This is a genomic window from Paraburkholderia sp. BR10923 (assembly GCF_040948765.1).
Taxonomy (GTDB): domain Bacteria; phylum Pseudomonadota; class Gammaproteobacteria; order Burkholderiales; family Burkholderiaceae; genus Paraburkholderia; species Paraburkholderia youngii.
This window is the reverse complement of sequence record NZ_JBFPKO010000019.1, coordinates 52,120-64,956: the sequence shown is the minus strand read 5'-3', so window position 1 is coordinate 64,956 and position 12,837 is coordinate 52,120. Positions and strand designations below refer to the sequence as shown.

Here is a 12,837-nt window from a genome sequence, read left to right as displayed (position 1 = left end):
TCCAACCCGCCCAACCAATGACCACGACTTACCCGCTGCACTCGACCTTCACGCCCGCCGATCAACAGTTTCCCAGCCGCGCCGACGTCGTGATCGCGGGTGCCGGCATCATGGGCTGCGCGGCCGCTTATTACCTGGCGCGGCGCGGCCTGTCGGCGGTGGTGCTCGACAAGTCGCGGATCGCCGGGCAGCAGTCATCGCGCGCGTGGGGCTTCGTGCGCCAGCAGGGTCGCGAAGCCGCCGAGGTGCCGCTGATGATGGCGTGCATTCCATTGTGGAAAGAACTCGAGCGTGAGCTGAATTTCGATCTCGAATGGCGCCAGGGCGGTTGCCTGTATGTCGCGACCAATGACGAAGACTGGACCTCGTTCCAGCAATGGCTCGAGGTCGCGCGTCAGCATGGCCTCGACACTCGCACGCTCGACCGCGGGCAGATCGACGCCGTCGTCACCGGCATGCAGGGGCCCGCGCTCGGCGGCCTATACACGCCAAGCGACGGTCAGGCCGAACCGCGCCGTGCGGCCGCGGCGTTCGCGGCGCGCGCGGCCGAAGCCGGCGCGCTATTTTTCGAGGGCTGCGGCGTGGTCGGCGTCGAACGCGCGGGTGGCGCGATCGCCGGCGTGGTCACGGAGCGCGGCACGATTCGTACCTCGCGTTTGATCTGCGCGGCCGGCGCGAGCAGTTGGCGGCTCCTCAGGACGCTCGGTCTCGAACTGCCTCAGCAGGCGGTGCGCGGTACCTGCATGCGTACCAATCCGCTGCCGCCGATCACGGCGTCGACGTTCTGGGGGCACGGCCTCGGCATCCGGCAGCGCGCGAACGGCGCGATCAACCTCGCCGACGACATGCAGGTCGACGTCGACATGACACTCGGCCATTTCCGCGCGCTCAAGTGGTTTTTGCCAGAACTGTGGACGCAGCGCGAGAAGTTCAGCTTCCATCTGAACGGCGCCTGTCTGCGCGATCTGCGCGAGCGTCTGCCGGGCGGCGTGCCCGACGCCGAACGTGTGCTTTATCCGCGCGACCCGCATCCGCAGCCTAACCCGAGCCACGCGCCGCGCGCGCTGAACAAGCTGCGCGCGCTGTTTCCGGCGTTGCGCGACGCCCAGGTGGTCGAGGCGTGGGCCGGGCTGATCGACGTGTTGCCCGATGGAATTCCTGTGATCGATGCGCCGCCGCAGGTCGCTGGCCTGACGATCGCGACCGGTTTTTGCGGACATGGGTTCGCGATGGGGCCGATCGTCGGCAAGCTGCTCGCGGAACTCAACGATGGCGGCAACGCGTCGCTCGATCTGTCGGCGTTCCGTTTGCAGCGTTTTTTCGACGGCACGATGAAGCGGCCGCGCAGCATGCTGTAACCGCGCGCAACGCGACCCGACCCGATACCACTCAACCCGACCGATACCACCGATGACCGAACCCGTTCTCCGTCACGCCGACGTCCCGTACTACACGCAATGGGGCAGCCCCGAGTGGGTGCGCGACATCGTCGAACAGCAGCGCGATCCGTGCGACGATCCACACTGGCAGCGCAGCGGTTTCGCCGACCCCGAGCGCTATCGTTTCTGGGCGCAACGCCTGTGCGGGCTGACGTGCCTGGAGTCGGCGCTCGACTACTGGGGCATCGATCACCCGCCACGCGCCGCATTGCTCGACGACGCGTTGCGGCACGGCGTGTATCGGCTGCGCGACGATGGCGGTGTCGACGGGCTGATCTACCGGCCGTTCGCCGACTGGGCGGGCCCGGCCTTCGGCCTCGATGTCGACGTGCTGCCGCAGGCGTCGCTCGAGGAGATCGCGGCGCGGCTCGACGCCGATACGCTCGCGATCGTGTCGGTGAGCCCCGAGATCCGCTATCCGGAGCGGCCGAACCTGCAGCGGGGCGGTCATCTGATCCTGCTGCACGGCCGGGATCGCGACGGCGTGTGGTTCCATAACCCGTCGGGTGTCGCGCCGCATCAGTCCGACGTGTACCTGCGGTTCGCGACGATGTCGCGTTTCTATGCGGGGCGGGGGATGACGCTCGGCCGCAGCACGAGCTAGCTGGCGCGCTGGGCATGACGCGGCCTTCGCGATTCGGGTCTGCTTCCTGCTGAGGCAGCATCTTCGACGTGCGACCTATCGGAGCTCCCATGAATCGAGCCTTCCGCCTGCTTGCCGCCAGCCTCGTCGTGCTCGACGCTGCCGGCGCCGCGCAGGCCGCGACCCGCGAAGAACAGGCCCATGCGTGCCGTCATGATGCGTTCCATTTCTGCGCCGCGGAGATTCCGCACCGGGCGAAGATCATCGCCTGCATGAAGCGGCACCTCGACGAACTGAGCCCGGCGTGTCGGGCGATGTTCGGCACCGGCAACGGTAACGGCAACGGCAACGGCAAGAACGGCGACCAGAATCGCGACGGTAACGGCGGGAAGTAGCCGCCCACACGACTAGTCAATTTTCTTGCGCTCGGTTACGGTGACGCCGTGCCCACTCCATCCAGCATTGGACCGTCCCGCCCATGACCCGCCCGACCACGCAGATCTTCGACGCCGCCGCCACCGCGCGGCTGATGCCTTATGCGGCGCTTGTCGACGCATTGCGGCGCGCAAGCATCGACTACGCGCAACGACGCATCGTGAGCCCCGAACGGCTCGTCGTGCCGCTGAACGCCGGCGGCATCATGTTGTCGATGCCCGCCACCGCGCCCGATCTGGCGATCCACAAGCTCGTCAACGTGTGCGCGAGCAACGGCGCACGCCATCTGCCGACGATCCACGGCCAGGTGATGGCCTTCGATGCCGATACCGGTGAGACGCTGTTCGTCCTCGACGGTCCGACCGTGACGGGCCGTCGGACCGCGGCGATGTCGATGCTCGGCATCGCGACGTTCGCCGCGCGCACGCCGCGCGAATTCCTGCTGATCGGCACCGGCACGCAGGCGCTCAATCATCTGGAAGCGATCGGCGAACTGTTTCCCGACGCGTGCGTGTGGGTCAAGGGCAGCGCGCCCGCGCGCGCCGAAGCGTTCTGCGCGGCGCAGCGCGGCAAGGTGCGTGAGTTGCGGCCGCTCGCGGAAACCGGCGCGACAATTCCGGCTTCGGTCGAGATCGTGATCGCGTTGACCACGAGCAAACAGCCGGTCTACGACGAGACGGCGCGCGCCGAGCGGCTCGTGATCGGTGTCGGCGCTTTCACGCCGCAGATGGTCGAGATCGGCGCGACGACGATCGCGGGCAGCGCGCTGTTCGTCGACGACGAGGCCGGCGCGAAGCACGAGGCCGGCGATTTCATCCAGGCGGGCGTCGACTGGGCGCGGGTGGGCGGGATCGCCGCGGTGCTCGGTAAGACGCAGCCGGTGCCGGCGGGACCGGTGGTGTTCAAGAGCGTCGGCTGCGCGGCGTGGGATCTGGCCGCGTGCCGGGTCGCGCGAGACGCGCTGGCGCGCGGCTGACCGTCGGCGGGCCACCCGCCAAAATCGCGCAAAATATCCCGAAAAAACAACCGCGTGGCGCGCAAGCTTGGCAACTTGCGCTAACCTGCGGCAGATGTTGCCGTGCAAACTATCTCAAAACGTTGCACCATAGAAGTTTGCCGGAAAAAGCGCCATACCGGACGTGAGCGATAGCCCGTCCGCCCGCCGCCGATTCCTGATCGACGCCTTCCCCCTAGACGCTGCGACCGTGCCATGACGACCCAACAAGCTCCTGCCACACCCGACCTGCCGCTCGACATGATCATCTTCGGCGGCACCGGCGACCTGTCGTTCCGCAAGCTGCTGCCCGCGCTGTACATGGCGCATCTGCACTGCAACCTGCCGCCGGACACCCGCATTCTGACGATCGGGCGCAAGCCCTGGTCGCGCGAGGAATACATCAGCGAATTCATGGAGCAGAAGGCTAAGCCCTTCATCGACAAGAAGGCGTTCGATGCATCCGCGTGGGACAAATTTCTCGCGATTTTCGAATACGTGCGGATGGACGTCGATTCGCCCGAGGACTACCAACGCCTGAAAGAAGCATCGCGCGACGGCGTGAACCGCGTGTTCTACCTGGCGACGTCGCCGGATCTGTTCACCAATATCTGCGACAACCTGTCGGCGGCCGGGCTTGTCGACGCCCATTCGCGCGTGGTGCTCGAAAAGCCGCTTGGCCACGATCTCGCGTCCGCGCAGGAGATCAACAACGCGGTCGGCAAGCATTTCGAAGAATCGCAGATCTACCGGATCGACCACTACCTCGGCAAGGAAACCGTGCAGAACCTGATGGTGCTGCGCTTCGGCAATCCGATTTTCGGGCCGCTGTGGCAGGCGCCGTACATCAAGAGCGTGCAGATCACGGTGGCCGAAACGGTCGGCGTGGGCACTCGCGCGGGGTTCTACGACAAGACCGGCGCGCTGCGCGACATGGTGCAGAACCACCTGCTGCAACTGCTGTGCATCGTCGCGATGGAGCCGCCAGTGTCGCTCGATCCCGACGCGGTGCGCGACGAAAAGCTGAAGGTGCTGCGCTCGCTGCGGCCGATGACACCCGAGGACATCGCCCGCGACACCGTGCGCGGCCAGTACACGGCGGGCGCCGTCGATGGCGAGGCGGTCAAGGGCTACCTCGAAGAAGAAAACGTGCCGGCGGGCAGCCGCGCCGAAACCTTCGTCGCATTGCGCGCGCGGATCAACAACTGGCGCTGGGCCAACGTGCCGTTCTTCCTGCGCACCGGCAAGCGGATGCAGAAGAAGCTGTCGGAGATCGTCATCGAATTCTCCGAGCTGCCGTTCTCGATCATTCCGAGCAATGGACGCACCTACGGCAACCGGCTGGTGATCCAGTTGCAGCCGGAAGAGTCGATCCAGCTGCAGGTGCTCGCGAAAGAACCCGGCAGCGGCATGCATATGCTGCCGGTGAACCTGAACCTGGACCTGCAGCAGGCGTTCACCGAGCGTCGCGCGGAAGCCTATGAGCGGCTGCTGATCGACGTGATCCGCGGACGGCTGACACACTTCATGCGCCGCGACGAACTCGAAGCGGCATGGGCGTGGGCCGAGCCGATTCTCGACGGCTGGGCGAAGTCGGGCGAGCGGCCGCGCTCGTATTCGGCGGGCACGTTCGGACCGGCGGCATCGACCTCGCTGATGACGCGGGAGAACGCCGTGTGGGCGGAGGAATCGCAGTAATGCGCCTTTGACGGCGCGCAATTCGAGGCGGCTCGCGACGTTGCAGTGGCGTCGCGAGCCGCTTTTGCTTGCGCTGTCGTTGTGCGTTGATTGTTCGTCATTCACATGGCTTGCGCCTATGATGGTTTCCTTGTCCGCGTCACTCAGCGGCATTTCAAAGGAGGCATCGATGAGGCGAATTCTCGTGGCATTGATCTGGGCGGCAAGCGTGGCAATCACACTCGATCTCACGGCTTACGCCAGCACCGGTGTCAATGCCCGAAGCGATCCGCCGAAGGTGATCATCGACAGCGACTACAACACGCTCGGCGACGACGGGCAACTCGGCGTGATGGCCGCGCAATTGCAGGCGCAGGGTTCGCTGAAAGTGCTCGGCATTACCGTGGTGTCCGGCAATCAGTGGCTCAAGCAGGGTGTTGCCGATGCGTTGAAATCGGTCGAGCGGCTCGGCGTCGAACAACAGATCGGCGTGTATGCGGGCGCGAATTACGCGCTGTCGCACGACTTCACGACGATCCAGCGGGAACTGAAAGAATTCCCCGGCGGGGACGGTTACATTGGCGCATGGAGCAAGCCCGAGCCGAAATCGGCAAGCGAGCTCGTCGCGCCGCCGGATGGCTTCGCGACGCACACCAAGGTGCGAAGCCAGAGCGCGATCGACTTCATCGTCGAATCGGTGAAGCGCTATCCGGGCGAGGTGACGATCCTCGCAATCGGCCCGCTGACCAACATCGCGTTGGCCACCCGCGAGCACCCCGAAATCGTGCCGCTGATCAAGCAGATCATCTACATGGGCGGCGCGATCGACGTGCCGGGCAATACCACGCCCACTGCCGAGTTCAACTGGTGGTTCGATCCCGAAGCGGCGAAAACAGTGCTGCATCTGCCGATCAGACAGACGGTGATTCCGCTCGACGTAACGAATACCGTGCAAATGGACAAGGCGCTTTACGACCGCATTGCACACGATCCGGCGAAGCAGACCATCATCACGCAACTGTTCAGGACGCTGAACGGTTACGGCTACGACGGCAAGAACGGCTTCGAGACCAATCCGAACTACACGACGAACATTTGGGACACGCTGACGCTCGCGTATCTGATGCATCCGTCGTTCGCGACGCAGACCGTCGAAGAGTGGGTGGATGTGGATACGGGCATCGGCGCCAACGATGGCAAGGCAACGGGCTACGCGAGTTCGCCGCCGCCGGGTTTGCAGAAGATGACGGTCGTCAAACGATTTGATAATCCGGCGTTTTTCAATTTCTATGTCGATCTGTTGACGAGGCCCGTGCCGGTGCGGCCGATGGACTAATCAACGCGCGAGCGCCGCGCGCCCGCACCCGCTTCATGCGGGATGCAGGCCGCGCAGCAACTGACGCACGCGCGACAGATCCTGCTCGACGTGGCCGGCCTTCTCGAACAGCTCCGCGAGCCAATCGACGAACGCGCGCACGCGCGGCGACACGCGGCGGTTTTTCACGTACGCGACCGAGACCGGCATCGGCACGGGTTTCCATTGCGGCAGCACTTCATGCAGCAAGCCCGAGTCGAGGTAAGGCTGTGCGGCGATGCGCGCGGGCTGGATCATGCCGAGGCCTTGCAGTCCGCAGGTGAGGTACGCCTGTTCGTCGCTGACCTGCACGAAGCCGTTGAGCTTGACCTTGCGCGCTTCGCCGTCCACTTCGAAATCGAAGTCGCATTCGCGGCCGCTATGCGGCGACACGCAGTTGACCGCGACGTGCGCGCGCAGCTCGTCGAGATCGGCTGGCGTGCCGTGGCGGGCCAGATAGGCTGGACTCGCGCAGGTGACCTGATCGAGCGTGCCGAGTTGGCGCGCGACGAGATTGGAATCGGGCAATTCACCGAGCTGGATGCTGCAGTCGATTGCTTCGGAAACCATATCGACGGTGCGGTTGCTGACGCCGATCGCGAGATCGAGGTTCGGGTAGAGGGCGTGGAACTCGTCTAGCGATGGAAGCACGATTGCGCTTGCTACTGCGCTCGGCATTTCTATGCGCAGGCGGCCGGTCAGGTTGTCGGTCGAGTTGCGGATGCTGGCTTCCATTTCGTCGATGTCGGCCAGTATTTGCGCGCAGCGTTCGTAATAGGCGGCGCCTTCTGGTGTGATGCTCAGGCGGCGCGTGGTGCGGACCAGGAGCGCTGTGCCGAGCAGGGCTTCCAGGTTCTGCACGATCGTCGTCGCCGTTGCGCGGGGAATGTTCAGGGATTCCGCTGCGCGGGTGAAGCTGTTGGTGTCCACGATTCGGATGAATGTGCGCATTGCAGTTATTCTGTCGATCACTGGGATGCTCCAAATGAGGTTTCTCTTTTTTTGCCTGCGGCGGGTGGTTTGTCTTTGTTCTTTGCGGTGTTGGCCTTTCCTTGATTTGTTGTCGGTCTATTAGCGTTGCCCCTGTGCGGGGCGGCACCTACTTTCTTTGCTGCTGCAAAGAAAGTAGGCAAAGAAGACAGATCAAACCGCTTTCTTAAGCGGGCACCGTGCCCCACAAGCGGCAGTGGTGCATCTGGAATCCGTGCCCCCGCACATTCGCCGGCAGTGACAAAGCCGTCATCCATCCCACTCCGCACTACGTGCATCGCGGACCGGTATACAGGGGAAACTAGTGTGTTTTTTTGTGTTAGTGGGGCCATCGGCTGCGCTCGGCGACAAGCCAAAACAACCGATGGTTTGAGAACAGTGCTTCGGCGAGCGCAGCGCCGCCGGAGGTATGACAGCCTTGTCACTAACGCGGAATGTGCGAGGTGACAGATTCCAGATGCACCACTAGCTCAGGCAGACCGAGGAACCCGCTTATGAGCTTGCGGTTTGAGCTGTCTTCTTTGCCTACTTTCTTTGCAGCAGCAAAGAAAGTAGGTGCCGCCCCGCACAGGGGCAACGCTGATAGACCGACAACAAATCAAGGAAAGGCCAACACCCTAAGAACACAGAAAAAAAGAGCGAAGGCAAAAAAACACAACAACAAAACAGAACCCCGCGCCGCGGGCGCAAAAAAAGCCACCCGCTGCGCGGCAAACAAGCAGCTCTTACTTCCGCAACGAATCCATATCAATCACAAACCTGTACTTCACATCGCTCTTGAGAATCCGCTCATAAGCCTCATTGATCTTCTGCATCGGAATCATTTCAATATCCGAAGTAATGCCATGGTCCCCGCAGAAATCGAGCATTTCCTGCGTTTCCGCAATACCGCCAATCAGCGAACCAGCAAGGCGCCGCCGCTTGAAGATCAGATTGAACACCTGCGGCGACGGATGATCGTGCTCCGGCGCACCAACCAAGGTCATCGTCGCATCGCGCTTCAGCAGATTCAAAAACGGATTGAGATCATGCTGTGCAGCCACCGTATTGAGAATGAAATCGAAGCTATTCACATGCGCTTCCATCTCCTGCGGATTCTTCGAAACAACAACTTCATGCGCGCCAAGCCGCTTCGCATCCTCGATCTTCGACGGCGACGTCGTAAACAGCACGACATGCGCGCCCATCGCCCGAGCCAGCTTCACACCCATATGGCCGAGTCCGCCGAGGCCGACAATCCCGACCTTCTTGCCCGGGCCCACGCCCCACGTGCGCAGCGGCGAATACGTGGTGATGCCCGCGCACAGCAGCGGCGCGACACCCGCGGGGTCGAGATTCTGCGGCACGCGCAGCGTGAAAGCTTCGTCGACGACCAGTTGCGTCGAATAGCCACCGTACGTGATCTGTCCGTCGACGCGATCGACACCGTTGTACGTGCCCACCCAGCCGTTCTCGCAATACTGCTCGAGACCTTCCGCGCAGCTCGAACAGGTGCGGCACGAATCGACCAGACAGCCGACCGCGACCAGTTCTCCGACCTTGTACTTCGTTACGTTCGGACCGACCGCAGTCACGCGGCCCACGATTTCGTGGCCCGGCACAACCGGGTAGATGGTGTTCTTCCATTCGTTGCGCGCCTGATGCAGGTCGGAATGGCACACGCCGCAGTACAGCACTTCCATCTGCACGTCATGGGCGCGCGGTGCGCGGCGCTGGAATTCAAATGGGGCGAGCGGCGTGGTGGCGTCGGTCGCTGCATAGGCATACGTCGTGCTCATGGGTAGCTCCAGCAAAGAGGGTAATGGCGCAACATGCGACGCGCCGGCGATGCGCAACACTGGGTTGCGGATGCGGCGGGCCGCAGCATGAACCGGAGTCGGGGAGCGTGCATAGGTGGCCAACATCAGCGTCCAGCAGACTGATGGTGGCCAATTACCGCGCACGCTGCGCGCGGCGAAAAGGGCGATCCGGCAGGGTTCCCATCTTAGGAGTCCGACACCCACCGGGGAATACCTGATTGTCTTGAAGGTTTGCCTAAAACTCTGGAGGAGCAGCGCGATACACTGTTTGGTGCTAAATTCCAGGCATTATTCTCCTGGCTGTCACCATATCGTCATGTCCACTCAAGCTCTCGATTCCGTTACGAACGATGCGGCGCAGCGCCGCGTGCTCGAACTGTTCAATCTGCTCGCGCCGAATGCCGGCATTACGCGTTCGAGCCTCGAAGGCGTCGACCTGCTGCGCGCGAATCAGCCGATGGCGCGCAGGCCGGTGATGTACGAGCCGAGTATCGTGATCGTCTGCCAGGGACGCAAGCGCGGCTTTATCGGCGATCAGGTGTTCCAGTACGACGCGCAGCAGTACCTGGTGTTGTCGGTGCCGTTGCCGTTCGAATGCGAGACCGAAGCAAGCGAACAGGAGCCTTTTCTCGGCATTTCCGTGCGCGTCGATCTGACGATGGTCGCCGAGTTGCTGATGGCGCTCAACGAGACCCAGGGTATCGCGCAGCACGAACCGGCCGGCATCTACTCGACCCCGCTCGATCCCGCGCTGAGCGGCGCAGTGAAGCGTCTGATGGAAGCACTCGCATCGCCGCTCGATGCGCGCATCCTCGCCCCTGGCATCGTGCGGGAAATCTGTTATCGCGTGTTGACCGGCGAGCAGGGCGGCGCGATTCGCGCGGCGCTCACGCACCAGAATCACTTTGGCCGCATCGCCAAGGCGCTGCGGCGCATTCATGCGGACTACCACGGCTCGCTCGATGTCGATACGCTCGCGGCCGAGGCCGGCATGAGCCTCGCGGTGTTTCACGCGCAGTTCAAGGCGGTGACCGCGACGTCGCCGATGCAGTACGTGAAGACCACGCGTCTGCATCACGCGCGTCTGATGATGGTGCAGGATGGCTTGAATGCCGGCGCGGCCGCCGCGCGGGTCGGGTACGAAAGCGCGTCGCAGTTCAGCCGTGAGTTCAAGCGGCTATTCGGCCTGAGTCCCGTCGACGAGGTCAAGCGCATGCGCGCCGCTCACGATGCGCCGCTGCCGCGCGCGCACAAGCCGGTGCCGCGTTACGTGACCGCGGTCTAAAGTCCGCTGAACCAGTTGTAGCCCTGATCTTCCCAATAGCCGCCGGGGTTCGTGTCGGTGACGAAGATCGCGGCGATATGCTTCGGGTTCTTGAAGCCGAGCTTGGTCGGCACGCGCAGCTTCAGCGGATAACCGTATTTGGCCGGCAGCGGCGCGTTGCGGAAAGCGAGCGTCAATTGTGTTTGCGGATGCAGCGCGGTCGCCATGTCGAGGCTCGAGTAATAGCGGTCCGCGCATTTGAAGCCCACGTAGCGCGCGCTCAGATCGGCGCCGATCAGTTCGAGAAACGTGCGAAACGGCACACCGCTCCATTGTCCGATCGCGCTCCATCCCTCGATGCACACGTGGCGCGTGATCTGCGAAACCTGCGGCAATTTGCGCAGCTGCTCGAGACTCCAGCTGCGCTTGTCCGCGACGAGCCCCGACACTTCGAGCCGAAAGCTCGAGCCGTCGATATCGGGTGCATCGAACTCGGGATAGAACGCGTTGAACGGAAAAGGATCGGTGATATCGCGCGCGGCATAGGTCGGCGCTAGCTTGTTGCGATTGAAGAGCCACGCCTGCACGCGATCGTTCCAGCGCGACATCGCCCACAGCACTTTGTCCACTGAATCGTTGTCCTGCAGGTTGCAGCCGGACAGCATCGCGAGCGCGCCAATCGAAAGCGAGGAGCGCAGAAATAAGCGGCGTTGCAATTGCTCGATTTGCGGCCGGTGCTCGGCAAGCACGATGCGTGAGCGGCGCGCGCCGTCTGTATTGGCGTGCGTATCGTTCGCCGTGTCGGTTCGTTGCGGGGCGCTCATGCGCGAGTCCTCCGAAGGGCTTGATCGATCCGATGCGTGCGGTGCCGGGCGCGTCCAGTGAACATCGGCGGCAACGTGCGCGGCACCAGCAGCACCAGCAGCAGATGCACGACGACGAAGCCGACCACGCCGGCCATCGCGACGAAATGCACGCGCCGCGCAAAATCGAAGCCGCCGAACAGCGCGGTCAGCCACGAGAACTGCACCGGCTTCCAGATCGACAGTCCCGATGCGACGAGCAGCACCCCGAGCAGCAGCACCAGCAGATACAGCGCGCGCTGCACGGCGTTGTACCGGCCGGTCTCGTGCGGCAGTCTGAAGCGCAACGCGAGCGCCGCATCGCGCGCCACGTCGCGGGCACGCACCGGCAGCAGCTTGCGACGCAAATGGCCGCTCGCGACGCCGTACGCGAAATACAGCAGCCCGTTCACGCACAGCAGCCACATCGCCGCGAAGTGCCATGCGATCGAGCCGCCGAGCCATCCGCCGACCGTCGCCCATACGGGAAACCGGAACGGAAAGATCGGCGACGCGTTATAGATTGCCCATCCGCTCATCACCATGCAGACCATCGCGAACGCGTTGATCCAGTGCGTCACGCGAACGAAGAGAGGATGAACGATCAGAGCTGCTTGCGAGTCGGGCATTGGCTTCAAAGACGAGAGGAGGAAGACGAACGAAGTGCCGCGTTACATCGGCGGCGTCACGCCATGCTCACCGGCCGAAATGAAATTCGCCGCCATCGAGCCGTCCGCCTCCTTGTGCGCAAACAGCACGACCTTCGCGCCGGGCGTCAGCAGCGCGCGGCTGCCAGGCTCCAGACTGACGATGGGCACGTCCTGCGGAATCACGATCTTCTTCTCGCCGTCCTTATACTTGACGGTGATCGTGCGGCCGTTGCTGACCACCAGCGAGCCGACCGTGCCGTTCGTCATCGTGCTGTTCGCGCCGAGATCCCACGGTCGATGACCTTCGCCCGAGCCGCGCATGCTCGGCGGGAACACGTGCACTTCGAGCGCTTTCAGCGTGCCGTCGGACTGCGGAATCGCGGCGGTGCCGACATAGCTGTCCGGCTTGATGTCGGTGACGTTCGCGAGCGTGACGCCGCGAATCGGCGTGTCGGCGGCGAGCTTCACGTCGACGTCCTGGCCGTCGCGCGTGTGGACTTTGAGCAGATCGCCCGACAGCGACGTGACCGTGCCGCGCACGCCGGTCGGCACGGCAGTCTGGGCCGAAGCCCCGAACGTCGTCGCGAACAGTGCGGCGGCGAGTGCGGGGACGGCGAGGGCGCGCAGCGTGCGTGCGCGGACAGTGTTCATGCGGGTCTTCATCAGGCAACTCCAGGAAAGGGATGCAGCGTGGTGGATGGTGCTGTCAGACTAGCCGCCACATCGGCTCATCAAGGTGACGGGAGGATGACAAAAACGTCATCAATGGCCGACGGCGGCCACGTAGAATGGCCGCCGGGGGAGCGTCGC

General features: G+C 63.6%; 13 protein-coding genes. 7 read left to right on the top strand and 6 right to left on the bottom strand.

Annotated elements, in window-relative coordinates; all coding sequences use genetic code 11:
- The first annotated feature begins 17 nt into the window (after positions 1 to 17).
- The 6 genes from AB3X94_RS28775 to AB3X94_RS28750 all read left to right on the top strand — a co-directional run bounded on the left by AB3X94_RS28775 (position 18) and on the right by AB3X94_RS28750 (position 6,464).
- The gene (locus AB3X94_RS28775; protein ID WP_368613365.1) at positions 18 to 1,358 is read left to right on the top strand and encodes an NAD(P)/FAD-dependent oxidoreductase; all 1,341 of its coding nucleotides are present in this window, start codon (positions 18 to 20) and stop codon (positions 1,356 to 1,358) included.
- 52 nt (positions 1,359 to 1,410) lie between these two features.
- Positions 1,411 to 2,043, top strand: coding sequence for a C39 family peptidase (locus AB3X94_RS28770; RefSeq protein ID WP_368613364.1), 633 nt, complete (start codon positions 1,411 to 1,413; stop codon positions 2,041 to 2,043).
- Positions 2,044 to 2,132: 89 nt separating this feature from the next.
- On the top strand, positions 2,133 to 2,417 hold the full coding sequence (locus AB3X94_RS28765; RefSeq protein ID WP_368613363.1) for a hypothetical protein: 285 nt from the start codon (positions 2,133 to 2,135) through the stop codon (positions 2,415 to 2,417).
- Positions 2,418 to 2,500: 83 nt separating this feature from the next.
- Entirely contained in the window at positions 2,501 to 3,433 is a 933-nt protein-coding gene (gene lhpI / locus AB3X94_RS28760) for a bifunctional Delta(1)-pyrroline-2-carboxylate/Delta(1)-piperideine-2-carboxylate reductase (protein WP_176105738.1), read from the top strand.
- Between the two features lie 234 nt (positions 3,434 to 3,667).
- A complete protein-coding gene (gene zwf / locus AB3X94_RS28755; protein ID WP_176105739.1) occupies positions 3,668 to 5,149 on the top strand; it encodes a glucose-6-phosphate dehydrogenase in 1,482 nt (493 codons plus the stop codon).
- A gap of 169 nt (positions 5,150 to 5,318) precedes the next feature.
- The gene (locus tag AB3X94_RS28750) at positions 5,319 to 6,464 is read left to right on the top strand and encodes a nucleoside hydrolase (protein WP_368613362.1); all 1,146 of its coding nucleotides are present in this window, start codon (positions 5,319 to 5,321) and stop codon (positions 6,462 to 6,464) included.
- Between the two features lie 33 nt (positions 6,465 to 6,497).
- Here the strand turns inward: AB3X94_RS28750 and AB3X94_RS28745 are convergent, their stop codons facing one another.
- The 3 genes from AB3X94_RS28745 to AB3X94_RS28735 all read right to left on the bottom strand — a co-directional run bounded on the left by AB3X94_RS28745 (position 6,498) and on the right by AB3X94_RS28735 (position 9,250).
- Entirely contained in the window at positions 6,498 to 7,454 is a 957-nt protein-coding gene (locus AB3X94_RS28745) for a LysR family transcriptional regulator (protein WP_026228225.1), read from the bottom strand.
- Positions 7,451 to 7,729, bottom strand: coding sequence for a hypothetical protein (locus AB3X94_RS28740; protein WP_368613361.1), 279 nt, complete (start codon positions 7,727 to 7,729; stop codon positions 7,451 to 7,453). The genes AB3X94_RS28745 and AB3X94_RS28740 overlap by 4 nt, the downstream gene beginning before the upstream one ends.
- Positions 7,730 to 8,197: 468 nt before the next feature.
- The gene (locus tag AB3X94_RS28735) at positions 8,198 to 9,250 is read right to left on the bottom strand and encodes an NAD(P)-dependent alcohol dehydrogenase (RefSeq protein ID WP_368613406.1); all 1,053 of its coding nucleotides are present in this window, start codon (positions 9,248 to 9,250) and stop codon (positions 8,198 to 8,200) included.
- A 337-nt stretch (positions 9,251 to 9,587) separates the two neighbouring features.
- Between AB3X94_RS28735 and AB3X94_RS28730 the strand changes: the two genes are divergently transcribed.
- Complete coding sequence (locus tag AB3X94_RS28730; RefSeq protein ID WP_176105742.1) at positions 9,588 to 10,556, top strand: AraC family transcriptional regulator; 969 nt, start codon at positions 9,588 to 9,590, stop codon at positions 10,554 to 10,556.
- On the opposite strand, the gene AB3X94_RS28725 is transcribed toward AB3X94_RS28730, so the two are convergent.
- From AB3X94_RS28725 to AB3X94_RS28715, 3 genes are read right to left on the bottom strand one after another with little or no spacing between them, the layout of a single operon-like run.
- Positions 10,553 to 11,359 carry a molybdopterin-dependent oxidoreductase gene (locus AB3X94_RS28725; RefSeq protein ID WP_368613360.1) on the bottom strand — a complete coding sequence of 269 codons (807 nt, stop codon included), beginning with the start codon at positions 11,357 to 11,359 and terminating at the stop codon, positions 10,553 to 10,555. The two genes, AB3X94_RS28730 and AB3X94_RS28725, sit on opposite strands and share 4 nt — an antisense overlap.
- A complete protein-coding gene (locus tag AB3X94_RS28720; protein ID WP_368613359.1) occupies positions 11,356 to 12,006 on the bottom strand; it encodes a cytochrome b/b6 domain-containing protein in 651 nt (216 codons plus the stop codon). The genes AB3X94_RS28725 and AB3X94_RS28720 overlap by 4 nt, the downstream gene beginning before the upstream one ends.
- A gap of 42 nt (positions 12,007 to 12,048) precedes the next feature.
- A complete protein-coding gene (locus AB3X94_RS28715; RefSeq protein ID WP_176105745.1) occupies positions 12,049 to 12,678 on the bottom strand; it encodes a DUF5666 domain-containing protein in 630 nt (209 codons plus the stop codon).
- Positions 12,679 to 12,837 lie beyond the last annotated feature (159 nt).